This window comes from Spirosoma migulaei, assembly GCF_054776855.1.
The window spans coordinates 245,787-272,358 of record NZ_BAAHBG010000005.1; the positions used below are offsets into that span (position 1 = coordinate 245,787).

At 48.6% G+C, this 26,572-nt stretch carries 23 protein-coding genes; 5 read left to right on the forward strand and 18 right to left on the reverse strand.

Annotated elements, in window-relative coordinates:
• Positions 1-19: 19 nt before the first annotated feature.
• Entirely contained in the window at positions 20-646 is a 627-nt protein-coding gene (locus ACYVGO_RS06560; RefSeq protein WP_142776914.1) for an ATP-binding cassette domain-containing protein, read from the reverse strand.
• 130 nt (positions 647-776) lie between these two features.
• Here ACYVGO_RS06560 and purN point away from each other — a divergent pair, with 130 nt between their 5' ends.
• Complete coding sequence (gene purN / locus ACYVGO_RS06565) at positions 777-1,367, forward strand: phosphoribosylglycinamide formyltransferase (protein ID WP_460968463.1); 591 nt, start codon at positions 777-779, stop codon at positions 1,365-1,367.
• Between the two features lie 19 nt (positions 1,368-1,386).
• Positions 1,387-1,782: a hypothetical protein gene (locus ACYVGO_RS06570; RefSeq protein ID WP_460968465.1), complete on the forward strand. Its 396-nt coding sequence runs from the start codon at positions 1,387-1,389 to the stop codon at positions 1,780-1,782.
• A gap of 53 nt (positions 1,783-1,835) precedes the next feature.
• Here the strand turns inward: ACYVGO_RS06570 and ACYVGO_RS06575 are convergent, their stop codons facing one another.
• Positions 1,836-2,069: a DUF4834 domain-containing protein gene (locus ACYVGO_RS06575; RefSeq protein WP_460968467.1), complete on the reverse strand. Its 234-nt coding sequence runs from the start codon at positions 2,067-2,069 to the stop codon at positions 1,836-1,838.
• Positions 2,070-2,198: 129 nt separating this feature from the next.
• A complete protein-coding gene (locus ACYVGO_RS06580) occupies positions 2,199-3,746 on the reverse strand; it encodes a M28 family peptidase (protein WP_460968468.1) in 1,548 nt (515 codons plus the stop codon).
• A 118-nt stretch (positions 3,747-3,864) separates the two neighbouring features.
• On the opposite strand from ACYVGO_RS06580, the gene ACYVGO_RS06585 reads away from it, so the two are divergent.
• Positions 3,865-5,622 carry a DUF6044 family protein gene (locus ACYVGO_RS06585; RefSeq protein WP_460968470.1) on the forward strand — a complete coding sequence of 586 codons (1,758 nt, stop codon included), beginning with the start codon at positions 3,865-3,867 and terminating at the stop codon, positions 5,620-5,622.
• A gap of 100 nt (positions 5,623-5,722) precedes the next feature.
• Here the strand turns inward: ACYVGO_RS06585 and ACYVGO_RS06590 are convergent, their stop codons facing one another.
• The 9 genes from ACYVGO_RS06590 to ACYVGO_RS06630 all read right to left on the reverse strand — a co-directional run bounded on the left by ACYVGO_RS06590 (position 5,723) and on the right by ACYVGO_RS06630 (position 17,590).
• On the reverse strand, positions 5,723-6,619 hold the full coding sequence (locus ACYVGO_RS06590; protein WP_460968471.1) for a LysR family transcriptional regulator: 897 nt from the start codon (positions 6,617-6,619) through the stop codon (positions 5,723-5,725).
• A gap of 5 nt (positions 6,620-6,624) precedes the next feature.
• On the reverse strand, positions 6,625-7,275 hold the full coding sequence (locus ACYVGO_RS06595; RefSeq protein ID WP_460968473.1) for a DUF3226 domain-containing protein: 651 nt from the start codon (positions 7,273-7,275) through the stop codon (positions 6,625-6,627).
• The gene (locus tag ACYVGO_RS06600; RefSeq protein WP_460968475.1) at positions 7,272-8,402 is read right to left on the reverse strand and encodes an AAA family ATPase; all 1,131 of its coding nucleotides are present in this window, start codon (positions 8,400-8,402) and stop codon (positions 7,272-7,274) included. The genes ACYVGO_RS06595 and ACYVGO_RS06600 overlap by 4 nt, the downstream gene beginning before the upstream one ends.
• Positions 8,403-8,573: 171 nt before the next feature.
• Complete coding sequence (locus tag ACYVGO_RS06605; protein WP_460968477.1) at positions 8,574-9,032, reverse strand: DsrE family protein; 459 nt, start codon at positions 9,030-9,032, stop codon at positions 8,574-8,576.
• Between the two features lie 27 nt (positions 9,033-9,059).
• Entirely contained in the window at positions 9,060-10,148 is a 1,089-nt protein-coding gene (locus ACYVGO_RS06610; protein WP_460968478.1) for a c-type cytochrome, read from the reverse strand.
• 3 nt (positions 10,149-10,151) lie between these two features.
• Positions 10,152-13,799: an ABC transporter permease/M1 family aminopeptidase gene (locus ACYVGO_RS06615; RefSeq protein ID WP_460968480.1), complete on the reverse strand. Its 3,648-nt coding sequence runs from the start codon at positions 13,797-13,799 to the stop codon at positions 10,152-10,154.
• 50 nt (positions 13,800-13,849) lie between these two features.
• Positions 13,850-14,209 (reverse strand): four helix bundle protein, encoded by a 360-nt coding sequence (locus ACYVGO_RS06620; RefSeq protein ID WP_460968481.1) that lies wholly within the window; start codon positions 14,207-14,209, stop codon positions 13,850-13,852.
• Between the two features lie 81 nt (positions 14,210-14,290).
• Complete coding sequence (locus tag ACYVGO_RS06625; RefSeq protein ID WP_460968484.1) at positions 14,291-15,190, reverse strand: ABC transporter ATP-binding protein; 900 nt, start codon at positions 15,188-15,190, stop codon at positions 14,291-14,293.
• A gap of 216 nt (positions 15,191-15,406) precedes the next feature.
• Complete coding sequence (locus tag ACYVGO_RS06630; protein ID WP_460968486.1) at positions 15,407-17,590, reverse strand: 3-hydroxyacyl-CoA dehydrogenase NAD-binding domain-containing protein; 2,184 nt, start codon at positions 17,588-17,590, stop codon at positions 15,407-15,409.
• Positions 17,591-17,632: 42 nt separating this feature from the next.
• Between ACYVGO_RS06630 and ACYVGO_RS06635 the strand changes: the two genes are divergently transcribed.
• Together ACYVGO_RS06635 and ACYVGO_RS06640 are read left to right on the forward strand one after the other, a co-directional pair.
• Positions 17,633-17,860: a hypothetical protein gene (locus ACYVGO_RS06635; RefSeq protein WP_460968488.1), complete on the forward strand. Its 228-nt coding sequence runs from the start codon at positions 17,633-17,635 to the stop codon at positions 17,858-17,860.
• Complete coding sequence (locus tag ACYVGO_RS06640) at positions 17,850-18,302, forward strand: type II toxin-antitoxin system VapC family toxin (protein WP_460968490.1); 453 nt, start codon at positions 17,850-17,852, stop codon at positions 18,300-18,302. Before ACYVGO_RS06635 ends, ACYVGO_RS06640 begins: the two co-directional genes overlap by 11 nt.
• On the opposite strand, the gene ACYVGO_RS06645 is transcribed toward ACYVGO_RS06640, so the two are convergent.
• From ACYVGO_RS06645 to ACYVGO_RS06670, 6 genes are all read right to left on the reverse strand, one after another.
• A complete protein-coding gene (locus ACYVGO_RS06645; protein ID WP_460968491.1) occupies positions 18,299-19,507 on the reverse strand; it encodes an acetyl-CoA C-acetyltransferase in 1,209 nt (402 codons plus the stop codon). The two genes, ACYVGO_RS06640 and ACYVGO_RS06645, sit on opposite strands and share 4 nt — an antisense overlap.
• Positions 19,508-19,710: 203 nt before the next feature.
• On the reverse strand, positions 19,711-20,712 hold the full coding sequence (locus ACYVGO_RS06650) for a Hint domain-containing protein (protein WP_460968492.1): 1,002 nt from the start codon (positions 20,710-20,712) through the stop codon (positions 19,711-19,713).
• 13 nt (positions 20,713-20,725) lie between these two features.
• Entirely contained in the window at positions 20,726-22,300 is a 1,575-nt protein-coding gene (locus ACYVGO_RS06655; RefSeq protein WP_460968494.1) for a flavin monoamine oxidase family protein, read from the reverse strand.
• Between the two features lie 143 nt (positions 22,301-22,443).
• Positions 22,444-23,616 carry a pyridoxal phosphate-dependent aminotransferase gene (locus tag ACYVGO_RS06660; protein ID WP_142776007.1) on the reverse strand — a complete coding sequence of 391 codons (1,173 nt, stop codon included), beginning with the start codon at positions 23,614-23,616 and terminating at the stop codon, positions 22,444-22,446.
• A 311-nt stretch (positions 23,617-23,927) separates the two neighbouring features.
• On the reverse strand, positions 23,928-24,401 hold the full coding sequence (locus ACYVGO_RS06665) for a hypothetical protein (RefSeq protein ID WP_142776006.1): 474 nt from the start codon (positions 24,399-24,401) through the stop codon (positions 23,928-23,930).
• 169 nt (positions 24,402-24,570) lie between these two features.
• The gene (locus ACYVGO_RS06670) at positions 24,571-26,565 is read right to left on the reverse strand and encodes an alpha/beta fold hydrolase (protein WP_460968496.1); all 1,995 of its coding nucleotides are present in this window, start codon (positions 26,563-26,565) and stop codon (positions 24,571-24,573) included.
• Between the last annotated feature and the right edge of the window lie 7 nt (positions 26,566-26,572).

The following is a 26,572-nucleotide window of genomic DNA, read 5'->3' on the forward strand; positions in this document are numbered from 1 at the left end:
GAAACTATAATGAATACCCTTAAAGAACAACCCGATTCTGAAACGCATCTTTTAGGCGTTGATCGTGGGTAACAACAATCAGGCTGGCTCCGATTTGCTCCGACTGTTCACGCAGGAGTTGCACTACCCGACTGGTATTTTCATCGTCGAGACTGGACGTTGGTTCGTCGGCCAGAATCACATCAGGCTGATTCATAACGGCGCGTGCTATACTAACTCGCTGCTGTTCGCCCTGGCTGAGTTGGTTGGTTTTCTTGTTAAGTTGCTCTACAAATCCCAACTGGCTGGCCAATTCGCGGGCGCGGTTTTTATCCTGCGGTTTATTGGCTAAATAATTTGCCATCAGTAGGTTATCCATCACTGATAACGCACTGACAAAGTGAGGCTTCTGATAAACAATACCCAGGTGTTTAGCCCGAAACGCAGCTGTATCGGCCACGCTGAGTTTTGTCAGGTCGGTTTTATCAATAACAACAGAGCCACTCTTCGGTTTCAGCAACAGAGCCAGTAAATGCAGGAAGGTAGTTTTGCCAGTACCAGACCTTCCTAAAATCAGAAGGGCTTCGCGATTAGCGCATTGGACATCCGGAAACGTAAACTGTTTCGCGGGGCCGTATTCAAACGTGAGTTGGTTCGTTGCCAGCATCAGATTCAGGCGAGTATCCACAAAAATAGGCAAAAGTTGTAATTTTGACTCTGTTCTGTGGTGTCGGGTTCTCAAACCCGACACAATAGCTGACGCGAAATGTCGGGTTTGAGAACCCGACACCACATTAATGATCAAACACTCCTTGAAACGCATTGCTCTGTTTGCTTCCGGCTCCGGCTCAAACGCCGAAAAAATTGCTGAGTATTTCACAAGTAACCCTGAGGTTGAGATTTCGCTGATTGTCTCAAACAACCCGAAGGCGGGTGTGATCGAGAGAGCCAGGCGGCTACATATTCCGGTTTTACTTTTCGACCGAACAACGTTTTACGATACAAACCGTATTGCCCAACTCCTTATCGATCAACGAATTGATTTGATTGTATTAGCCGGGTTTATGTGGCTTATGCCGGGTGGGCTGGTACAGGCGTTTCCGAATAAAATTATTAACATTCACCCGGCTTTATTACCTAAATTTGGAGGGAAGGGAATGTACGGGCACTTCGTTCATGAAGCCGTTGTGGCGGCCAACGAGACGGAATCTGGTATAACCATTCACTACGTGAACGAGCATTACGACGAAGGTCAGATTATTTTCCAGGCGCATTGCCCGGTTACCCCTACTGATACACCCGATGACGTAGCCCGGAAAGTTCAGGTGCTTGAGCATGAACATTACCCGAGAGTAGTAAGCGAAGTACTATTGATGAATAATGAATGATTATACAAAACAAATAATCATGGGAAGGCTTTTGGTCATACTTAGTATGCTGGGTGTAACGGGTTGCTTTCAACCCCTTGTTTACCTACAGCACAAGACACATTATCCGGTTGATGTATTTTATGACACGCAGCGCCCCGAACGCCCGTTTGCACCCTTGCAGGATCTGGAAGTAAAAGGCGAAGTTCCGCTCACCCAACGGCAATCGGGAAACCAACGCATGCTTAGTCGGGGAAATGATATGCAGCAGAAAGAATTGATGCTGGCCCGCCTGACCATGCAAGCCAAGAAACTCGGTGCTGATGCCCTGGTGTCGGTTAAGTATACCTACTACACCTCCACTACCGATAATGGGTACGTGATGACGGGTTTAGCCGTAAAGTATAAAAAAGAAGAAGAAACGACCGTACATTAAAAATGCCCGCTAGCATTACGGTTGGCGGGCATTTTTATTATATAGTCAAACAATCATTTAACTTCTTCATAATCAACATAATCACCTCCCTTAAAGCGGGAATTCGTTTCTTTTTCAGGGCGGTTTTCCACACGTATCTCGCCTTCACGACGACCTCCCCGGCCAGCTGCCTGCTGTTTCTGCTGCTTCACTAATTGTCGGCCAACCAACAGGTAAAAGACAAATCGTCGTACCGGTGGTACAAACAGAATAATGAGGGTGATGATAAACAAATATTTAAGCAACATATCAGCGTATCGTTAGTAGTCAATAAACGTTGACTTTCGAGGTTTAGTTTTCTCTTTTGTCAGACGGTTTTTATCCGGGTTGATCGGAAACCCACTTATGTAGTAAAAAGCACCTTCTGAAAAACTCTACTAATACCCATACAACGCTTTTGCAGCCGCTTCGTATTTATCTCCCGCCGACCACTGCGGACGGGTGGCCCGGTCGGCAATCAGACGGGCAGCATAGGCATAAGCCTGACAAAAATGTTGAACGTAGTTAAAGTCCAGCGATTCGGGATTGTCGATGGCCTGATGATAGTATTTCCCAATGGCTGCATCGAACGCTTTAAACCCGGCCGAAAAAGTTGGAGCCGGTACGCCCTTTGCTGCAAAATGAACATTGTCCGAACGATCAAAAAGCCCTTGTTCAGGTGCGGGTTCGGCAAACACACCCAGGCCGAATGCTTTGGCAGCTGTTTCGATTTCAGATTTAGCCCCTGTCCGTTCCAACCCTATAACTGATACAACCGTCGTATCGTTGTAGCCAGCACCATCCGAGTTAAGATCAAACACGGTTTGTTTCAAGGGGACCAGTGGGTGTTCTGTATAATACCGGCTCCCAAGCGTACCCACTTCTTCGCCCGTAAGGGCAAGTACCAGTACCGACCGTTTGGGGCGTTGCTGCATCAGGACTTTAGCTGATTCCAGCAAGGCAACTACACCAATGGCATTATCGCGCGCTCCGTTGAAAATACTGTCGCTCGGCTGATACGCACTGCCACCTTGTTTGCCAACGCCAATATGATCGAAGTGAGCCGATAAGACCAGATATTCATCCTTTAACTTCGGGTCCGTACCCTCAATAATTCCGGCCACATTTGCCGAGGCAATCGCAATTCGTTGCCGTCCCGACGTATGTAGTGTGATGGTTGGATTAGCTTCTTTCAGTTGTTTGTACTGATTATTCGTATTGTTCACCCACAAATGAGCTACTGGTGCTTTCGTGTCGGAGTTAGCAGCCACCGTCAATTGCTCACGGGTGAAATACTGATTCACGAGGCCCCAGGGAACGGATTCACTATAGAGTTCAAGCAGGGCAGCCGCTCCTTTTTCGGTAGCCAGTTTGCGTTTTTCTACGGATGCCCGAAAAATTTCGCCGGGGCTCTTTGCTTCGGGCGAGCCTCCCTGCGCTACCAGAATCCGGCCTTTCACATCGCGGCCTTTGTAGCCATCTTCTCCATCCGTCAGGCCGTACCCAACGTACAGAACTTCGCCCGAAATATCGGTTGGGTTACCCGCCATCAGCACGAGTTCTTTTCCGAGCCGAAGGGTGTCTTTCCCGATAACCAACGTAGCTGAGGTAGCGGCTTTCGATTTTTCGAAGTTAATGCGCTGGAAATAATCAAACTGAGTGCCCGTCGTTACGGCAGGCTTAAGGCCGAGTTGGCGAAATTGCTCAGCAATGTAGCGGGCGGCCGTCCAGTTGCCCGGCTCGCCTGTCCGCCGACCCTGCAACTCATCTGAGGCCAGGAAACGGGTATGCGCTTCAACCTCAGCACGAGAAATAGTATATTCGGGCAGTCTGGGCGTATTGATTTCTTTTTTAGTAGCAGCTTTGGCGGGCCGGGTTTGAGCCTGTATGGAGGTAGTTGCCAGAACGATTGAGGCTGCTACCAGTAATGTAGACGAAGTTTGCATGGTGATTGGGGTTCTGTTTGTAAAAGTACGAAAAACCCGGCGGCTCGCCCACCATCCGGCCATTTGGTCGAATTTCAGTACTTTTGTGGTACCCCTCATGGGTAAGGTTTAGTTCATTATGTCTCCTCATTCGCTAACTGACCATTCTTCTTCTGAAAAAACGTATCTGCTGCTTGCCTGTGGCCTATTGGCACTTTACGTTTTCCCCTATATCTGGCTTGGCGAAGGCGCGCACCTGACGATTCATGATAACTTAGACAGCGATTTTCTATATCTCTACTTACTAAAGACGACCAAAACCGCTTTCGATTTCGACTTAAAAACCGTCATTCCGAACATGATGAGTGGTGGGCCCTTCACCGGTATTCCACGCTCAGCCTTTCGGACCGGCTTGAACCTTGAAGTGCTCTCATTTTGGCTGTTGCCTCCTTATGCAGCCCAAGTTGTCAACTTCTCGGCTGTACACGGCATTGGGTTTGTGGGTATGTATCTACTGCTCAAAAAGCATGTTTTGCCCGAATCCAACTGGGCGTTCACTCGCGTAGCTCTGGCGTTTCTGTTCGCACTGGTACCTTGTTACATCGTTCATGGCGCATCGGTAACGGGGCAACCGTTGTTGCTGTTTGCGTTTATCAACTTATTACGAAAACGGTCATACTGGTGGTGCGGCATTCCGACGAACTGGCTCATTATTATACTCTTTCCATTCTATTCCTTTTTCGTTTGGGCAGGCTTGTTCATCTGCATCGCGCTGGGCGTAATTGGTTTCTGGGAGATGCTTCGTCTTCGGCAACTCAATTTGGTTTATATCAATGGCTTACTCCTGCTCGCGGCCCTATATATAGCCAGCGAATGGGAATTGATTTACGGATTTATTAATCAGACATATATCTCGCAGCGCACGGAGTTCGATTATAGCCAATTGCGCTCCATGAAACTCGCCGACAGTCTGCGCCGTAGTATCGATCTGTTCGTTTGGCCGATGTTCAACACGGGTGCGTTTTTCACGGTGGGCATTTTGATTGTTGCTGCCTTGAGTGCCTGGCGAGCTTACCGACGACAGGATTTTCGGGCAGTCCGCTGGCTCATTGGTGTACCAATTCTGACGCTCGTCATTTGCCTGATTCACGGACTTTATCATTACCTCGTCGTTTGGCTAGGCGACAGTTCGTTGGGATTGAAATTCCGGGTCTTTCAGTTCGACCGGTTCTATTTCCTGCTTCCAACGCTCTGGTTTTTTCTATTCGCGCTGGCGTTGCGGCAGTTCAGGGCCAATGATCGCTGGAATCGACTGTTTCTGGCCGTGCAACTGACCTTACTGATTTTTGCCAATAAAGAGTGGCGAATCAATATTGGCAAAATGGCAGGCACTATTACCGAGGCTAGACAGCCATCGTTCCGCGCATTTTTTGCCGAAAAACAGTTTGCACAAATCCGCGATTACATTGGCCGACCACAAGCCGAGTACCGGGTCATTTGTCTGGGTATGCATCCATCCGTTGCCCAGTTCAATGGTTTCTACACGCTGGATAGCTATCAAAATAATTACCCGCTTCCTTACAAATACGCGTTCCGAAAAATCATTGCGACCGAGCTGGCCAAAGGTACCCGTCAAATGCGGGTTTATTATGATGCCTACGCTTGTCGGGTCTATCTCTACACGGCGGAGTTGGGGATGAATTACCTATTTGGGAAAACCCAAAATCAAGCCGTCGATCATCTTCAAATTAATACCGACGCGCTGGTGGCACTAAATGGCCAATATGTTATATCTGCCGTACCCATCCATAACGCAACCGAAAATCGGCTACATCTGGAAAAAGTGTTTGACGAATCAGAAAGCTATTGGCGGGTCTGGCTTTATAGGGTGCAGTAGTGGAGTAGGTGGAGTGAGTGTAGTAAGTGGCTCAATTACGTACTCATTACACGCACTCCACCTAGTACACCCACTTCACTCATTACACCTACTCCACTAACTAGCCCCGTTTATAATGTTGTCGGGCGAAGCGCATGAATGTGTCGGCCAGTCCTTCGCTAACACCTTGCAATTGAATTGAATACAAATCTCGCTGGATAGAAAGATTCTGTACATCAAGGATTTTTAACGTTCCGGCCTGTAGTTCATGTTGCACGGCAAAGACCGATACAAAGGCCATACAGCGCGAACTTCCGAGATAGGATTTGATACTTTCGGTACTCCCTAACTGCATTTCGACGGTTAAATCGGTGAGCCTCACACCAACGCCCCGGAGCGCATGTTCAATCACTTCCAGCGAACCAGAGCCCCGTTCCCGCAAAACAATAGGAACTGCGCGTAGTTCATCGAGTGTAATCTCGTCGCGGTTGGCCAGCGGATGGTCGGCACGGCAGATGAGTACGAGTTCGTCTTTTACGAAGGAGGTGTAGCGAATATCGCTGTGATGCGTTCGGCCTTCAACCAGTCCTAAATCAATATCGCTGTTGAGAAGTGCCTGCTCAATTTGTTCGGTATTACCGCTCAGGAGCGAAATAGCCACATCGGCAGATTGCTCATGAAACCGAGCCAATACCGGCGGAATCACGTATTGGGCCACGGTCGTACTGGCACCCACCCGAAGCGCGCCCGCAGGTTTGCCCTTGAGCGCATTCATGTCGAATTCCAGTTGACGATAGGTCGCCATAATGGTTTCGGCATGACTGAGCAGCAAATTGCCAGCGGCTGTCAGGCTAATTTGATTCCCGCGCCGGTCGAAGAGGGCCGTACCGAACCGGTGTTCAAGTTCCTGAATGTGCTTCGTGATAGCCGGTTGTGTTACATACAATTCAGCCGCGGCTTTGGTAAAGCTAAGTCGCTTGGCAACGGTGTAGAATACATTCAGACGAAAATCGAGCATGGCTATTAAGCGTTAAAGAGCAAATTTAGCCAGTTGACGAAGCGGAGACAGAGATCGGCGTTGTGATCGAGGTAGGTAGCGGTAATAGCAGTCCCCATAGGTTTTCCGGGTTCCTCCTGCCAGGCTAACCATGAATGAATGAGTGCCTTCTTATGGTGAATCAAGGTATAGCGATTCAAACCCTCATGCTCAATTTCAGCGAGTATCTGTATCACTTTGGGATGTAAACTATCATTATCTGGAATCAAGCTTTCCACAAAATGTTCTAACATCCCAGGCTCTGTTTCATTATCAGGCATAAGCCATATCCCGATGGTAGGATTACGATTAATACCTTCAATAACAGTTCCTTCCTTTGCAGGTGATGGTGGAACCGTATAGCCTTCTTTACGGAGAAGATCACGGATGCTATTCCAACGTGCGTTTAAGTCTTGGTCAGCGTCTATCACAATACCAATTGCGTTAATCGTAGACCGTTTGAGTTTAATTCGGGCGACAATTTGGTCAGGCATTTTCTCAACGCCATGACAATTTATAATCTCAAAATTATCGGCTAATTGATGCTTGTCTCGAATACTGGCCGCTACGTACATGTCGTCTTGCCCTTCGACCAATAATTTAAATGGAAACTTAGTACGATCAATCTGCTTACTCATCGGGGGTCAACATGAACGCGGGTGGTAGACTGGATTTCGTCGGCGTCATACACCGTCGCTTCAATATTACCTTCGTAATTTTCGAGTCGGATCATGGCGCCAGCCTCTTTATCCTGTTTCCCATTATTGAGTATAGCTGAAAACGCTTCTACACAGTCAAGGCTGTGCGTTGTCGCAAACACTTGAATATTAAGCCGTTCCGAGAGATAAAAGATAATTTCCCAGAGTTTTTCCTGAACAGAATAATGGAGGCCATTTTCAAATTCATCAATGAGCAGATAGCCATTCTCGCAGTTAACCATTGCGAGAATGATTGTGAGGATTCGATTGATACCGTCACCCATTGAGCGGAGTGGAATTATATTCTTTGTTGATTTTAATCTAACAATAGGTTTCCTTTCATGGGAAGAATTAAAAGAAGAATATTGATCATCATCAATAAATGCAAGTCTAGATATATTTTCATCTAAAATTCGTAGGGCTTGCATAACGTAATCTTCATTGTCTGTCAGTGTTATAGTATCCCACAAAGAATCATTATTAGGTTGATTATTGCTTGTCTTGACAAATTGGTAGTTCACATTTATACTATCTGACTTTATATTCCCTTTGATGGGTCTTGCATAGCTGAATAGATGAGCTATTTGTGATGTACCATTAATATTTATCTCAAGCCCTAATTGTGCATCAATTTCTTGGTTATACATTTCGGCCAAGTCGCTAACTTGGATAGCAGCTTTCGTATACTGATTCTCTGAGTTTTTTTCAAAGCGATTAGTGTAGCTAACAATATTAACTTTAATGTCAATACTATCATTTTCAATCGTTTTGCTTGCTTTGAACTCTAAAACATGGTTTGAATGAAGAGGGAATGGGCGATCTGTAAACAGAGAAGAATAAGACTTAATAACATCTTCCCAAGTCCCATTTCTTATACTATATCCCCTCTCTTCAACTAGATCTTGAAATGTCGACAAACTTCCCTCATTGATAATTATTATCACCGCTTCCAGCACCGATGTCTTTCCCGTGTTATTTTTCCCAACCAGCAAATTCACCCGGCCTAACTTCTCAATAGTCAGGTGGCGAAGGTTGCGGTAGTTTTTGATTTCGAGCGAGCGTAACATAATTGCTTTTAGTAAACGTATGCCAAAATACGAGTTTATACCTGCATTAACCAAAACTGCCCGCTACGGCAATTGCAGCAGCGGGCAGTTTTGGTTAAAAACAGGATTTTTGGGAGAAGCCGTGCCACGGTTCGAACCGTGGCACGGCTTCTCCCAAAAATCCTGTTTTAGTTACGGACGAATAATGGCCCATCCTTCCTGTTGGCGGATGATGAGTTCACCGTTGGCGGTGGGTACGTAGCTCACGAAAGGGTACATTTCATCGCGGCTGAGCTTCCGCATCTTCATGGTGTTTTCGCACATGGCCAGAATAACACCCTGTTTCTGAAGGCTCTGAAGTTCTTTCTCGAAATAAGCTTTCCCTTTTTGGTAGGCGACAAATGCACCGCTATACACGACCAATTCAATGTCAAGTTTGCCTTTCAAACGTGGGTCGTTCAGCGAGTTCTGAATATTGGCCAGCGCATGCCGAATAACGGCTGTATCACCAGTATTAAGTTGATAAACGGCGTGGTATCGTTCTTTGGTGGGTTGTGCGCCATGAAACGAACCCGTCTCACTTGTTTGTGCTATAGCTGGTACTAAAGCGGCCAGGAAAGCCAGAACGAACAGATAGATGAACTTCTTCATGTTTTTAGTTTTTGATTTTGAGTAAAGTTACTTCGCTTTTCGCGCATCGGCAATTGGCTGATACGGCCCAAATTTGTGTTGTTGCTCACTAAACGAATCGGCGTAGGGACCAAAGGGAAAATCAACGGGTTTGCTGGCAATCTTGGGCCAGTCGCTGCTTTGATCTTTATGCGGACGCGGCATGGAATTGACAAAAGCCGCCAGATCCCATGCTTCCTCATCGCTCAGTTGCGGGCTGGCGTAGGTCGCTCCAAACGGCATGTTGTTTTTTACGTAGCCCGCAAAGCCCGATAATCTGAATAACCCAGCCCCATCGTTGTAGCTATTCGGCCCCCACATGGGCGGATACGTATATTCTTTGGTGCCAGCTACTTTCATACCCTCGCCTTTTACACCGTGGCAGACCTGGCATTTAGCTACATAGACCATACGGCCTTTTGTCGAGTCGGCTGCACGATCCAGGTAGGCTAGTTTGACAAGGCCTACGCCCTCGGGTCGCTCACCTTTAGGAACGTCGGTGCCCAGCCATTGCATATACGCTACGATGGCCTTCATCTCGCGACTTGCACTATCGGGTGCTTTTCCCGCCAGACTGCGTTCGAAGCAATCGGACACGCGCTTCACAATGGTTTCGACCGCTCCGGAACGTTCCCGAAACTTGGGATAGGTGGAAAATACGCCGGAGTAATTGTTGCCCAGCACTTTCGTACCCGCATCGAGGTGGCAATTCTGGCAATTCATGCCATTGGATAATTGCTTTACGGAGCCCTTGGGCCCAAGGTATTTGGCCGTATGAGCAATTAACTCACGGCCATAGCGAATTTGCTTGCCAAGCTCACCGGCCGGAATTCGACTGTCGGCGGGTGGGCGCCAGTAGGTTGGCGGTGTTAACGCGAGTAAGGTAGCTAGGCAGATTAGGCAAGTGAAAGAAATGGCTCGATTGAGTACTCCTCGGCATTTCACCTCACCCCAACCCCTCTCCTGAAAACCAGGAGAGGGGCTAAAAAATGGGCGAGATTGCCCCCCTCTCCTAGTTTTAGGCGGTCCGCCGTTGCGGGAGGGGCCTGGGGTGAGGTGAAACGCCCGAAAGAGGTGATTAAACAGATTTTTTTTCATAATCTAGAGCATATCAACTTTCACCAGATTATCATCTGAAACGCGGTCGATCAACTTGTTGTACGGATCAATACCCGCTCTAACGGGCTTGCCTTTTACGGTTACCTCAATCACGTGTTCGCCGGGTGTCAGGCTGCGTTTTTGCATCAATAGTGGTACTTTGGTGGTTAGGCCATCTTTATTTTTACCATCATCGGTTAGTACGGCGATGTCGGCAATGACCGGACCTTTTCCTTTTGCCAGCTCCTTTCCGGTTTTGTCGTAATACTCAGTGGCAGTTCGGACATATAGCTTCACGCTGTATTTCCCGTTGCCAATCGATTTCGCTTCGGCTTTGGTGATGCGGTTATCGTACAGCGTTAGTTTCTCGAAATTATCAGTCAGCCAGGGTTTGAGCGAATCTGGTGTGGCGGCTTTCAGGAAACTGTACCATTCAAGCGAAGTCGTAAATGGTGCTTTTTGCCGGAAGCGCGCTGCCTTCATATAGTCGTTCATCGCCTGATTGACGCGAGTCTCGCCAATATAATCCTGCAAGGCATACATCAGCATCGAGCCTTTCTGATACCAGACATAGGACCGCGTATCGTTGTCGAGCATGTTGGCTTCGAACTTATCTTCATTGGCCCGGCCACGCAGGTAGCGATCAAGACTATACTTCAAAAACTTCGGCATGGCGTCGGCCCCGTACCGTTGTTTGAGTACCATCAGCGCTGAGTATTCCGCCATTGTCTCCGAAATCTGATTCGAACCCCGCGTCCGGCTGGGCATAATTTGGTGGCCCCACCACTGGTGTGCCACCTCGTGAGCCGTCACGTAATAGGCGTAATCGGTTTTGTTTGGATCATGAAAATCGCCAACCCAGCCAAACTCCTCCGAATACGGCACCGTTGTGGGGAACGACTGCGCGAAAGCGGCATAACGCGGGAACTCCAGCACCCGCAAGACTGGGTAGGGAAACGGCGCATAGTTCTTGGTATAGTAGCTTAGCGACGCTTTCATACTCGCCATAAACCGATCCAGGTTGCGGTCATGACCGGGATGATGATAGACTTCCAACGCTACCGTTTTTCCGTCAGGTCCTGTCCATTTATCGCGTTTCACACCGTACTTAGCCGAACACATACTGAAAAAATAATCGGAGAATCCGGGGAGTTTGTATTGAAAATACTTGCGGGGTTTTCCGTCTGGACCATTTGCCGTCCAGGTTTTTACCAATTCACCGGGCATAATGGCTGTCTGGTCGGGAGTGGTCGAAATAGTTCCTTCGAAAGTTACCCAATCGGCATCATCGGTAAACAGAAAGTCGCGAAGACCCAGTGAATCGTTTTGGGCCGGAGCCGTCCATTCTTTGATGGGCAAGCCATACTTCTTACGGTATTTATCGCTATCTAATTCCTGGCCAGCATCATAGCCGAAACCAGGGAAAATGCCCACATTGAAAAAAGTGCCGTTGGCTACTACATCCCGATTATCGCCCGCATTGCTGAAGCCAACGTATTGTCCCGTCACGGTCATATCCATCCGCGCCGAATCGCCGGGGTTCAGTCGTTTGGGCAATCGGTAGATATAGTAGCCCAGGTTCTCGTCCTTAAGAATCATTTTCGGCGCTTCGCCACCGATCATGAATTTAGTCAGTTGCCGATGGAAATTATCAGCGGGCATCGTCATGTGCAGCGAGTCGATGGGCTGGTGTCCTTTATTGACGATCATAAACACACCTGATGCTACAGCCTTGAACTCATCCGGGAACACATCGACATTGAGTTTTGCGCTCGTGATTTTGGGCTGTAGTACATTGACATATTTGTGATATGTCTTCTCAAAGGCTGATCGTAGTTCGCGTTGTTGATCGGCAGACAGGTAGCGGTTTTTCACGCTGACATTGGTGTAAATCCAGGCACCCATACTCACAAACACAACCAAGGCAAGCGCAAACAAAACCATCGACAATCGGCCCATCCGCTGCCGGGCCAATTGCCAGCGGGCTTTAAAGGCCGTATCGGCACCCCGATTCCAGAACCAAAGAGCCAGTACCAGCAACATGCCACCAAAGGCGTACCAATAGATTCGAAACGAGGCCAGGGCAGCCAGATAATGACCGAATCCGTTCATATCGGAAATCTGAACTGTTCCGCCCGAAAAAGGAATGGCCAGTCGGTAGTTGAACTCGGCAAACTGAGGAACTGCCCAAATGACGATGTAAACGGCCAGTGTAACAATGTGCCCTACAAACTTCTGGTTGACCATCGTATGCACAAAAAACGCCAGCATCACCAGTTGGAAATACTGTGTAAAGGCAATGCCATAGATATCGCGGAAGTAGAGCGGAAATTCATAATTGAAATAGCCCTTGACGGTCTGATTCAACACCCCCGATACCATAATCAACGTACTCAGCAATAGACAAACGTAGGTCATTGACAGCAGTTTAGCCCCGTAGTTCATCCAATCGGGAACGGGCAACGCATCGGCAATGGTATCATAGTGAACGACCTTATCACGGTGAACCACTTCGCCGGTGTAGAAGATCACGACAATGAGTACGAAGAAGAAAAACGTACCATTACGGGCTTCGAGCATGGCATAAGTCGTTGGCAACGAAGGCGTACCGTAGGTTTCTGACCCGAACCAGCCATCTAAAAACAGGAACAATACCGCGCCCAGCAGAATAGCGATGAAATAGGGATCGCGAACGATACTCCGAAATTCCAGACTGGCTTGCTGAAACATCTGCCGAATATACGTACCGACCTGAAACACAGGCGTGGGCGTTGGTAAGCTCGCCAACGATGGAGCCTTTTCAGATTCGGCCTCGTCTTTGGCTTTCTTGCCCAACTTAATCGCCAGAAAGCGAGGAAAACTAAACCGAAGCACAGTAAAGGCAAAAACCAGTAACGCTACACCAAACCAGATGAGTCGATTAATCAGCAAATCACCTTCCAAAGGGGCCAGCAGCGTATTTTGTTCCACCGGCGACCAGTATTTAGTTGCCGTATCGTAGGCGTAGGAGCCAAAGGGGTCGAGCAGATTAACGAGTTGCTTATTCTCCAGATCCTGCGAGAGCGTAGAGCCCAGCAGATAGGCAATAAACAGTAGGATACTACCAGCATAGGTCGTAAATACCTGTTTCGAGAAGGCGACTAACCCAAAGAAAATACTGCCGACCAGAAACATGTTTGGCACCACAAACACGAGGAACGGATAGGCATAATCGCGAAAACGAATCGGCCCAAAGCGCTCGGTATTGTCGGCTAGGTTAAAGATTGGCCCTAGTAACGAACCGATAACGATACCCAGCATCCCAACCGCCATAATCCCAAGTAGTACCACAAACGACCCGAAATATCGGCCCAGTAAATAACCTCGTTCGGTGATGGGAAAGCTGAAATAGTAGTTTTTGGTATTATGCTCAATGTCGCGGTAAACAGGTACACCCATGATAGCTGACGCGACCAACATCCCAAAAATGGTCAGTACAACCACAAACTGGCTAATGGCGTAGGGCGAGTTGATATTCGTTTTCTCCGAGGCTGGGCCACTGCCGTAAATGACGAAGAGAAACGTAAAGAGGAATAAGATAAGGGCGTAGAGATAGGTAGCGGGTCGTTTCAACCGGTAGGCTAGCTCGAATTTGAAAATTTCTCCAAACATGGCTTTAGTAATAAAGTAATAGGAGTGAGGAGCGAGTATTAGGAGAAAAGCTACCGCTTGGCTTCGACAGCGTTATAATAGGCTGTTAAAAGCCGGGCAACGTCTTCAAGGTTATTCTGAAGTACGTCTGTCTTCACATAACCCAGGTCTTGTGCTAGAATGAGGTAATAGTGTGTTTCGTCCAGCGAACCCTGTGCAATATTTAAGAATTTTGACTTATCAGGAATAGTCCGTTTGCGATAACCTTCAGCAATATTAGCAGGAACAGAAACTGCACTCCTTCGTAGTTGCGATGTAAGCCCAAATAATTCTTCTTTTGGGAAATTTTTAGTCAAATTATAAACAGCCAACACAAGTTGATGAGCTTTCTGCCAGACAATTAACTCCCGAAAATGTTTAGATTTTTCCATGTGAATGCACGTTTAAAAGGTGGGTATCTAATGACTAGTGAGCAACTCCTACTACTCGCTCCTCACTCCTAATACTATTTATTAGACGGTTGTCACTTCCATTTTTTCGGTAATCTTGGCAAAGTACAAGTCTTCCAGATCGGGCGTTACTGCGTCGAAATCAGCCAGCGGCAAATCACTATACGCATGAATCCGGGTTTTACCACCTTTAAGCTGGGTCGAAATCACGCGATGCGTTTGACGATAGGTAGCAATCTCTGATTTATCGATAAACTTCTGCCAGACCTTGCCGTTCAGGTCTTTCACCAGATCGTTCGGATTACCTGTTGCCACCACTTCGCCTAGGCAAATAATAGCCATGTCGGAACAGAGATTCGTAACGTCTTCCACAATGTGCGTAGACAGAATAACGATCGTGTTTTCACCGATTTCGGAAAGTAGATTATGGAATCGGTTACGCTCGGCAGGGTCAAGTCCGGCCGTAGGTTCATCAACAATAATCAATCTTGGGGTGCCAATAAGGGCCTGAGCAATGCCAAAGCGCTGTTTCATCCCACCCGAGTACGTGCCAAGGTTCTTCTTCCGAACGTCATAGAGATTCACTTTCTGCAACAATCCCTGCACAATCTCTTTCCGCTCACGCCCATTGGCAATACCCTTAAGCGACGCAATGTGATCGAGCATGGCCTCTGCCGTTACGCGCGGATACACGCCAAATTCCTGCGGCAAATAGCCCAGTACCCGACGAACCGCATCTTTTTGAGTAAGCACATTCAGGTCTCCCTCAGGCAAGCCTATGAGTTGTGCGCTACCGCTATCCGCTTCCTGAAGAGTAGCAATGGTTCGCATCAGGGAAGACTTACCCGCGCCATTTGGCCCCAGCAGGCCAAACATGCCCTGCTTGATCGTCAGTGAAACGCCTTTCAACGCCCGAACGCCATTGGAGTAAGTCTTAGACAGGTCTTTTATTTCGAGTTGCATAGGGAAAGGAATGAACTATTTGGTTCAAGAGATGAAAAGACGAATATGATAAAAGTACGCGAATTCCCTAACCAAACTTTCGTAGATGGTTATAATTGCGTCTGAAAGGCGTGAAAAACTCCCACCTGGTAACGACTGACAGCTATGGTGAGGACATGGACCGAGGATACCAGGCAGACTCAAAATCACAAAATGATACTTTGTGATTTTAACTGGCTATACCAATGTCTTTGCCCCTGTTTGCCCGCGCAATTTTTCCGTCGGTCGGAAACGTTCGCCATATTGGTCGGCTAATCGGTCGCAGGTGTTAACGAAGGTTTCGATGCCTACGAACTCAACAAATGACAAAGCCCCGCCAGTGTAGGCCGGGAATCCCCAACCCAGAATAGAACCGAGGTCGGCGTCTAATCGGGTACGGACTACGTTTTCCTCAAAACACCGAACGGCTTCAATGGCTTGCCGATACAGCAGGCGCGTTTTCACTTCATCAAGTGTGGGTTGCTGGCTGGCCCTAGGAAACAGGTCTTGTAAGCCCGGCCAAAGTTTCTTACTTCGATCGTCGGCGTATTCATAGAAACCGGCTTTCGATTTCTTGCCCAACCGCCCAAGGTCAACAAATTGTTTGGCAACCTGATAGCTGGTATCGTCTTCACGAATAGCACCGTCTTTAATGCCCTGCCCCGCAATTTTATAGACCAGGTCCAGTGCAACTTCGTCCGTTACGGCCAACGGTCCGACAGGCATTCCGGCGTCTTTTCCACCGTTTTCAATCAGAATGGGATTCACGCCGTCTTTCAGCAACTCCATTCCCTCCGATGAATAAGTGCCGAAACAACGAGAGGTATAGAAGCCGCGTGAGTCGTTGACAACAATGGGCGTTTTGCGAATCTTTCGGGCGAAATCCATCGCGACTGCCAGGGCATAATCCGACGTTTGTTTCCCCATGATAATTTCCACAAGCATCATCTTATCGACAGGCGAGAAGAAGTGAATGCCAATAAAGTTTTCCGAATTTGTCGATGCCTGTGCCAGTCCGCTGATGGGTAGGGTAGAGGTATTAGAACCGAAAACAAGGAGGCCATCCGGTGCCAGCATCGGCTCGGCTTCCCGGGTTACCTGCGCTTTTAGGTCGCGGTTTTCGAAAACGGCTTCAATGATGAGGTCGCAGCCCTGCAACTCCTGAACATCGGCAGTGGGCTTGATCAGGTTAAGAATCCCACCTACTTTTTGCGGGTCTACCTTACCGCGCTCAACCCCTTTCTGGAGCAGTTGTCGGGAATAGTCTTTTCCTTTTTCGGCGGCCTCGACCGATACATCTTTTAAAACAACCTCAATACCTGCCTGTGCTGACACGTAAGCAATGCCCGCACCCATCAATCCTGCGCCCAGAATGCCGAGTCTCTTCACATCGGTTTTAGCGGTTCCGAGTCCGGATTGGTCCTTTGGGCGGCTGGCTCCTTTGTTGGCTTCGTTCATGCCCAGAAACATAGTCTGGATCAGATTTTTGGCCACTTTCGAGGTTGCTACTTTCGCGAAATGCCGGGCTTCGATGACTAATCCCCGATCAATGTTAACCTGTAAACCTTCGTACACGCAAGCCATAATTTCGAGCGGGGCGGGGTAATTACCTTTGGTTTTATCCATGAGCATTGCCGTTCCAGCTCCAAACGTTTGTGCCCCTACAACACTCTGAATGTTGCCGCCTGGTATCTTGAAATTATCTTTCCCAACAATCTTGCCGGTTTTTCGATCTATTTCATCCCAGGGCTTGAGTGGCTTTGGCCGGGCGGACGTTCCGTTGGCGTTAATCCAGGCACGCGCTTTGTCCATCATTTCGGCAGGGCTATCGGCAATGTCATCAATCATACCCAGGTTTTTTGCTTCCTGAACACCCACTTTTTTGCCTTCCAGAATCAGGGGTAAGGCAGCTTGTATGCCAATCATACGCGGCAACCGTTGGGTACCGCCCGCACCGGGCAGCAAGCCAATGGTTACCTCAACCAGGCCCAGTACGGTTTTCGGATTGTTTAGGGCGACCCGATAATGGCAGGCTAAACAGATTTCGTATCCACCCCCAAGCGCCGTACCGTTAATGGCGGCTACGGTTGGCTTTCCCGATGTTTCGATGCTTCGAAATACCCGGTTCAACTCCGATGAAACCTTCAACATCTCGGCTGGGTCTTTATCGTTATTGCGCAGAATCATTTTCAGATCGGCTCCGGCAACAAACTCCGGTTTTGCTGAGGTGATGATCAATCCTTTAACCGACTCATCGGCAAAGGCACGTTGCAGAGCAGCTTCAAATTGCGGAATGGATTCGTCGTTAAGAACATTCATGGGAGCGGAGGTCATCTCCCACGAAATGATGGCTATGTTTTGGTCTACGGTGTAGTTTATCATGCTTGAAAAGATTGTTGTATTTTTACCAAAAACGAAGTTGCTATGGGCGCTATAAGACTTATTCAAAAACCGCAGAACGGGCAGATTACATTTAAGGTACCTGATGAAATGCGTGATGAACCTATTATCATCGAGTTTCGGCCGGCCAAAGAAGAGTCGTCGCAACCCAAGGGAAGAACATTGGCGGAGGCTTCCCAGGCATTCTTTGCGAAGCTTAATCGGGTTAAGACTGACTTCAGGGAAGAAGATTACAATGTTTATGAGCAGTAGAATCTTCCTCGACAGTTCTATTCTGGTTGAAAGCACTAAAGGAACGCAGACAGAATTATTCGAATACCTAATTGAGAACGACACGTATGAGATGTGTATCAATCAGATCGTTCTAAGTGAATATACATTTTACTTACTTATTATTGAAGGTGGTAAAGCTCCTGTGACGCTGAAGCGGGACAAAACGATTCCTGCTATAATTGAGCAGCATAACCCAGCCGACTTTTTAAGTGAAATGATTTTTCTTGAGCCTGGCTCTGCCGTCATCCCACTTTATTTGCGCTATATGGAGCACTACAATTTACTCCCTAACGACGCGCTCATTTTAGCTACCTGCAAACTTAGCGGGATTACCCAATTAGCTAGTTACGATACCGATTTTGCGCCCGCCTGTTTAGGTGAGAGAATCCAGCTTGTGCAGCAAATCAGTGATTTAGCTTAATTCACCCGTTCAAAAATCGTTGCGATACCCATACCGCCCCCGATGCAGAGCGTTGAGAGGCCGAATTGTTTGCCCGAGCGTTCGAGTTCGTCGATAAGGGTGGCCGAAATGATAGCACCCGTTGCACCTAACGGATGGCCGAGGGCAATAGCTCCTCCATTAACATTCAGTTTGTTATGATCTACGCCAAACTCATCCATAAAAAGCATGGGTATGGCTGCGAACGCTTCGTTAACTTCGAATAGATCAATATCGCTGATGCTCATGCCTGCCCGTTTGAGCACTTTGCGGGTTGCCGGAACCGGCCCCGTAAGCATAATCGTCGGTTCAGAACCCACAATAGCGAAGGCTTTAATACGAGCTCGGGGCTTCAAACCAGTTTTTTCTCCGAACTCCCTGCTACCAACTAATACACCAGCGGCACCATCAACAATCTGCGAAGAGTTACCCGCGTGATGAACATGGTTGATTTTATCGAACTCGGCATATTTAAGTAGGGCAAGTGCATCGAGACCCATCTGTCCCATCGCTTCAAAAGCGGGTTTGAGTTTGCCCAAACTCTCGGTTGTTGTGCCGGGTCGAACACCTTCGTCGTGGTTAAGCAGGGTTACACCAATTTCATCTTTGAGCGGTACGAGCGTTCTGGCGAATCGATTGTTTGCTTGTGCTTCAACGGCCCGGCGGTACGATTCGGCGGCAAAACTATCGACATCGTTCCGGGAGTAGCCGTATTTAGTCGCGATCAAATCGGCTGAAATTCCTTGTGGTACAATGTTATGGCGAGCTACAATCTGCGGATTCATAAACAACGCGCCCCCGTCCGAGCCCATCGGTACGCGCGACATCGACTCGACGCCACCTGCTACAATCGCATCGACCTGCCCCGACATCACATAAGCGGCTGCCATATTGATAGCCTCCAGCCCCGACGAGCAGAAACGGTTCAGTTGCACCCCCGCCACCGACTCATCGTAGCCCGCTTCAAGAGCGGCTGTGCGAGCAATGTCGGCACCTTGTTCACCAATGGGTGTTACGCAACCCATAATTACATCATCGACGAGTGATGTATCGAGCTGGTTACGATCGCGGAGTTCGCGCAGAACGCTGGTGAGAAGTTGAATGGGCTGCACATCATGCAGCGAACCGTCACTTTTGCCTCGTCCGCGAGGTGTTCTGACGGCATCATAAATGAAGGCTTCGGCCATAATTTTGCTGAAAAATTAGTATGCAAGCATACAGTATTCTGTCAAACAAAAGTACGGGCAAAAGTGGAATGGGACAATAGGGCTGGTGCGCAAAATGCCGGGTACTAAATGCGCTAACATGCAGAAACAACAGCGCCCTCTCGATCTTACTGATAAGATCGAGAGGGCGCTGTTAGGATAAAAAAAGTTCGTTGAGACCGCGATTACTTGTCTAATACGACTGTCTCGCCAACCAGGTAAGCTCCCGATTCAGTCACCAGATTATACACTGACTTCACCGACCGAACAGCTTTCTCTGTCCGGACAACTTTATAGGTCGAAACTGTAGTTGAAGAAGCATCGTAACGATACAGAACCTCACCTGCGTTTACGTCGCCCAGCGCCTTACGGCCCGTGGCGGTCAGAACAGGGTGATTCGCCGTTGCTTCGAGCAGCGTTGGGGCTGTCATGGCGCTACGATTGTCAGCCGTAAGTTCGTTTACGGGCGTCAGCCAAACACCAGCTAACGCGAAGTCACCTGCGTGGGTGTCTACACGGGTAACGTGCGTTGGGACAAGGGTTTTCGTTGTTGCCTCATAACCTAGTACAACGTCGCCTACAGCTACCGTGCTGATGGTCTTCGAGGAACCGTCGGCCATGGTTACGGGGGCATCGGCCGAAAAGCAGAAGTTGTATTCTTCTTTTTTCTTGCCACTACCTTCCTCGGTTTTGGCACCACCACCCGACATCAGGCTCGCCATCTCGCGCGACAGTACAAACGTGAGGGTCGACATCAGACCGGGTTCTTTTTCCCCGACATATTTGAGGTCATCGATATAAGCGTCCCAGGCTTTACGGTCGGCCGAGGCACCGGGAATGACGAAGGGTTTTACCTCATTGGTTTTGGTGTTCTGGTAAATAGCTAGTAAACCAAGTTCTTTGGTGTCTTCGGCAGTGAACACTTTATAGAGATAGATTTTCCGGGTAATGCCATCGCTGTAGGTGAACACATACGCAGGCCGTTCCTCGTAGCGATCCAGAATAAACCCACCCGATTTGAAATAGGTGTCTTTGTCGAGGTTCGCAATTTTAATGGCCTTCACGGCTTTCAGTTGCTCAACCGTCATGCTGGCTGAGGCTGATTGAGCCCAAACGCGCTGACTGAGTAACTGGGTCGTAATGGCGCAAACGAGGAAAATTAGGAGAGAAAGCAGGTTGTTTTTCATGGTATTTATAATTTCACTTCTTCGTGTATTCGCCCACTCGGGCGTGGAGTGCTTCAACCGTTCGGCGGGCAGACGTGAATGCTCCGGCCATCCAGGCGGTCAGGTACGTTGTGTGTTCACCAGCAAAATAAATGTTACCATCGGGTTCCAGCAGGGAAGGATAATATTTCTTGCGTGTATTGTCGTCGTACACGGCCCAGCCTCCTCCGCTGTAGGGTAAACGGTGCCAGGCTAGCGAAAACGAATTGTCGAATTCGGCCGGGTATTGCGGGTGGATTTTACTTCCCTGGGCGAGTGCAATTTTTTCGCGTTCAGCAACCGGCATGGCTCCCACCGCTTCTGCCCGGCTATAAAAGTTGTAGTAGCCGATCAGTACACCTTTTTTGCCCTGTAGCCCAAATGACGGGTACCAGATCTGGTTGATGTCCATATTGGTGCGCGAAATGCCGCCGTAAATACCATCGTCTTCTTCCCAGAATCGCCGTTTGAATTGTAAGCCAATTTTGCCTGTCTTCATGTAGGGCACAAAGTCAGCGGCTCGCTTTACCGTTCCCAACAGGTCGGATTCGAGGTTTTTGAGCATGGGTAACGGGAGCGTACATACGCAGAATTCGCCCGTTAGCTCAACGGGCTTGCCGTCCTTCTTATACACAACCCGAACGCCATTTTCGGTTTTGCGGAGTTCACTAACGGGCGCATTGAAGATAATTTTACCCAGTAGTTTTTTCTCCAACGCTTTCGGAATGGCATCCATGCCGCCAACGGGTTGCAGTAATGTAGACTGCTGTTCGTAGGCATAATCGCCCACGTTGTAGAAAACCGGTTGCATAAAGCCCGACCGTAGCAAATCGGTAAGGCCGTAGGGGTCTGTTAGCGTGCCTGGGGTGTGGCCTGCACCCGGATCGCTTTTGGCTTTATACCCCCGGCGATTGGTGCCTTTATAAAGGTGAGCCGTGTTCAGATCACCTTCGTTTTTCAGAAAATCGATCAGCTTTTCAACATCTTCCTTCGTCAATTGATGATCCAGCGACGATTGATCGAGCGCCTTGGCGAGCAACTCGGAGGTGTAGCCGCGCATGTCGTGATGGTAATCACTGATCCGCATTCGTCGGTTCGCAAAGTCGCCGGTTCCACCATCGTTATACAGGTAAGCGGATTCGTTTGCCCCGTTAAAAATCTGAAGAGGTACGCCCAATTCCCGGCAGTAGTGCAGCGTAATCTGGTGGTGGTGCGGAATCCGGGCGGCTCCCCCGTTGAAATACAGGCCGTCTTCAAACGAGCAGGTCTGTGCCGTACCCCCATTTAATTCGGTTTCCTTGGTGCCACCCCGAACGGTCCAGACACGCCCACCTGAGCGAGACCGGGCTTCAATAACCGTGCAATCATAGCCCAATTTGCCGAGTTCGTAAGCGGTGGTCATACCAGCCAGACCAGCTCCTAACACAATAACTTTTCGCCCTTTGCCATCTGCTTTCAGCCCATTGGCAGGTAAATCAATTGCCGATGCTGGCGCGGGCTGAAGCATTCCCCACGCCAGCATGCTGGCATAACTGGCACTCGTTGAATTGATGAAGTCGCGTCTTGTCATAGAAAAAGAAGGGAGGAGAGGGAGGAGGGGGAATAAAGGGAGGAGTGGGAGGAAGGAGGAGGGGGAAAAGCTATATTTCCTTTAATCTCTCTCCTCCTTATTCCCTCTCTTCCCCTTTCTCCCTTTATTCCCTCTCTTTCCGTTTACCCTACTACTTTTTTAAATCCATCCATGAAGATGGCCATTTCGTCCATGGTGCCTACGCTAACGCGGCAATACGGCTGACCGTTGAAATCGCGGGTCTGGATACCGATTCCCTGCCCGAACATTTGCCCCTCAAAGGCTTTGGTTTTCATCCGGATTGGGAACAGGATGAAGTTTGTGGACGAGGGAATCACTTCATAGCCCAGATCGGCCAGCGCTTTTGAGGTATAGGCGCGGGCTTTCGCGTTTTCGGCGCGGCAATGATTCTGCCACTCGATGTCTTTGTAGCTGGCGATACCGGCCATAAGCGTAGTAATGCTTACCGCAAAATCACCGTTGGTATAGGATTTTAGTGTTTTCAGCATGTCGGGCTGTGCGATGGCATACCCCAGACGCAAGCCGGCAAAACCATGAATTTTCGAAAAGGTACGCGCCAGAATCACGTTCATGCCCTCGGCCACCAGTTTGCCCAGTTTAGGGCGGTCGGCAGGTTCGTAGAAGTCGATATAGGCTTCGTCGATGAACACCGGTACTTTAGGAGACACCTCGCGAATAAACGCTTCCAGCTCTGGGGTTGGAATGATGGTGCCGGTTGGGTTATTCGGGTTGACGATATAGACCATCTTCACATCGGGCGTAATGTTCGCCTTGATTGCGTTGAGGTCAAATTTGTACTCTTTCGTCATCGGCAGCGCCTTGATTTTTGCGCCGAACTTCTCGGCCCGCTGGAGCAGGTCGTCATACGTCATGGTGCTGGTCAGGATCGTACCACCGCTTTTCGCAAAGTGATCAGCAGCGGCCATCAGGATATCCGACGAGCCGGGCGACATCATAATATTGGCCGGTTTCACACCATCGTCGGTAGCAATAAGCGTTTTCAATTGCCCGAATTCCATCCAGGCGTAGCGGTTGCCCAGTTCAGTGGCTTTTATAAGAGCATCTTTTGCATTCTGTGAAATGCCAAGCGGGTTCTCATTCGCGAACAACCGTGCCCGAAGCTTAGGCATCTTGTCGAATGGGTCATCAGCGAAGGCGAACTCATTGGTAAACCCAGAAACCAATGGGGCATTAGGAACGCTGGCTTCGGCAGGGGTAAATCTACTCAAACCAAAACCGGCTGTGATAAGGCCGCTGGCGCGTAGCCAGTCCCGGCGAGATAGTTGTGATGACATGTGTTTTTTGTATTAATACTGGATTAAATAAGAGTAAAGACAAATATAAGTCCTTAGTAGATAGGGTTTTGTGAAAGTACGAATTAATGCCCACAAAAAAGAGTCTTCAAGTTGAAATTGTATGCAAATAATTTTGACTATTATATAGTAATCAAAATTTATGTGAGTAAAATATGATAATTGCCAAATAAAAAATGCTGATTATTTTCTGAGCCGAGTTTGATCAGCTATTTAGTGAACGGTGGGGCAGGTTGACACGAAAAAGGCCACTGAGTACTCAGTGGCCTTTTTCGTATAAATCGGAGTTTGTACTACTGCCTTGTGTAAATAAGTTGAAGGTTATACTTAACCAATTCTAATTTTTTCGTAGTTGGATTGGTTAGCGAATCGCTGGCAGCGATAACCACACCAAGAAGCTGATTTGGTGTTTTAGTGGCATCCAGTGTATACGTATCCGTGTTTCCCTGCGTATCTTTCAAGGTCAGCGTAGTACTGGTAGACTCCCAGTTGCCAGTATAATCAATCACTTGACCACTAGTGCGAACCGTTCCCGAAAATGATTTATCGGTTTTGGTGGTAAAACTATCCTGATAATCAAAAGCTGATGGATCATTGTCCGCATTAGGATATAAAGTGGTGAAAGGGGCTACAAATCCACTGGTGCGGATCCGATCTAGTTTCCACGTACCCACAACTGGGTCGGGTGCAGGATCACTACTTTTTGAGCAGGAATTTAGTACGACAGATGCCGTCAAGAGGCTGAGAAATAATAGAAGCTGTTTCATAACCAGGTGAACTTTAGCCGATTGGGGATATTAAAGGATTATTAAAGCGTAAACTACAGAAAAAACGAATAGAACAATACCAATAGTACGCTGAAATCTGATTTTTCGATGCACTATCAGTGTATAAAACCATTGTTTATCTAGATGGTGATGTACTAATTAAGGTGTGTTAGAGTGTCTTCGGCTTCAAATATTTGTCGAACCACTGCAAATACCGATCAACCCGATCTTTCTGATAACTAGGTACCGTAATGCCGTGAAACTGGCCGGGGTAAATGATTAACTGAGTTGGGATGCCCAATGAGCGCAGGGCCTGGAACATCTGCTCGCTGCCTGCCACAGGTACATTAAAATCTTTCTCACTGGCCATAAACATCGTTGGCGTTTTGATGCGGTCCGCTTTTAGGAATGGATAGGACAGTTTCAACCATTTATCTGTGTTTTTCCAGGGCGTCCCTAACTCATTTTCGTACTGATTGGCATACTGGTCGATGCCGTACATGGACAATTGCAGCGAACTCCCGGCTCCACTGGCTGCGGCCTTAAAGCGAGTATCGGTAGCAATGGTGTAGTTGGTCAGAATGCCGCCATAACTCCAGCCACCAATACCCAGTCGGTCGGGATCGGCAATACCTTTCTCCACAACATAATCGGCGGCTCCCAGAATGTCCAGCACTTCTTTGTTTCCCCAATCGGCGTAGATCGCTTTGGTGTAGTCGAGGCCCCGGCCATTGCTGCCCCGGTAATTGACGGCTACAACCGCATAGCCTCCAGCCGCCAGCAGTTGCCGGGTCAGATCAAAGGAAAACTCATCCTGCGACACCGGCCCACCGTGAATGTAGAAAATGGTCGGCATCTTTTTGCCTGCCTGACTGTTGACGGGCCGATACAATACGTTCGACACCTGTGCGCCATCTTTACTCTTCGACGTAAATCCTTCCACAGTGGCCAGTTCAAGGGGGACCAGAAAATCGTCCTGTACGTGTGTAAGTCGGCGGGGTGTCCCGTTTTCAATGGCATACAGTTCGCCGGGGGTTTGGGGCTCGCTTAATAAAGCTACCCAGTTGTCGGCCGGGGCTGCTTCCAGATTACTGAAGGCCCGGTTACCTCCCGTTAATTTGGCGAATTTCCCTTCAGGATAGGTATACTGGCCAACATAGGACTGCCGGTCGTCCTGCACCAGCACACCAATGGTTCGTCCGTCTTTAGTCCAGGTTGGATTCCGAACAGGGCGATCCAGCGTTTTCGAGAGTAGCATGGGTTCTCCACCCTCCAGGTCCAGTACCGCCAGCACCGGTTGGTCATACATCAGAAAATTACTCGACGCGGTCGAGCGTAAATAGGCAATGTGCTTGCCATCTGGACTCCAGGCTGGGTTATTGTCGGCCCCGGTCCAGGTCGTCAACTGCTTCATAGTCGCACCTTTACGAGCGTCGATCATATAAATATTGGTGTTCTGGTTTTTGTCGGGATCTTCCGTCCGGTTACTCACAAACGCCAGTTGCGACCCATCGGGCGACCAAACGGGTGACGTTTCATCATAAAGACCGGTGGTTAGCGTATCGAGTTTTTTCGTCGCTACGTCATAGAGGTACAAGTGAACAGAGCCTTTTTCCAGATAGCCTTTTACATCGGCCTTAAACTGGTACCGGTCAAGGACATAGGGTTTCCGAACCTTGGTTTTGGCCGAATCGGCGTAGTCAGGATCGCGTAGCGCCATCGCGATCTTCTTCCCATCTGGCGACCAGCCGTAATCTTCCAGATCGGTTTTCAGCTCAGTGAGTTTTTTAGCTTCACCACCCCGGCGATCCATCAACCAGATCTGGCCTTTAGTAGCGCCTTGCCGGGCCGATACAAACGAAATATATTTTCCATCCGGGCTGAACCGCGCTCTGGATTCGCCATCGGGGCTGTTGGTGAGCTGAACCGACTCTTTGCCATCCCAGCTCACCATCCAGAGATCGGCGTTGCGTTTATCTTTCGTTGTATCGACGGTTGATAGACCATAGGTAATCCACTTGCCATCGGGCGAAACCTGCGGATCGCTGACAGTTTGGAGTCGATAAATGTCTTTGGGCGTCATCGGCCGCTTTTTAACTGGCGTCTGCGCCAGACTGGCGAGGGTTGAGATAGTAAGGAGGATGAAGAGGATTGAGCGGTTCATAGTGACG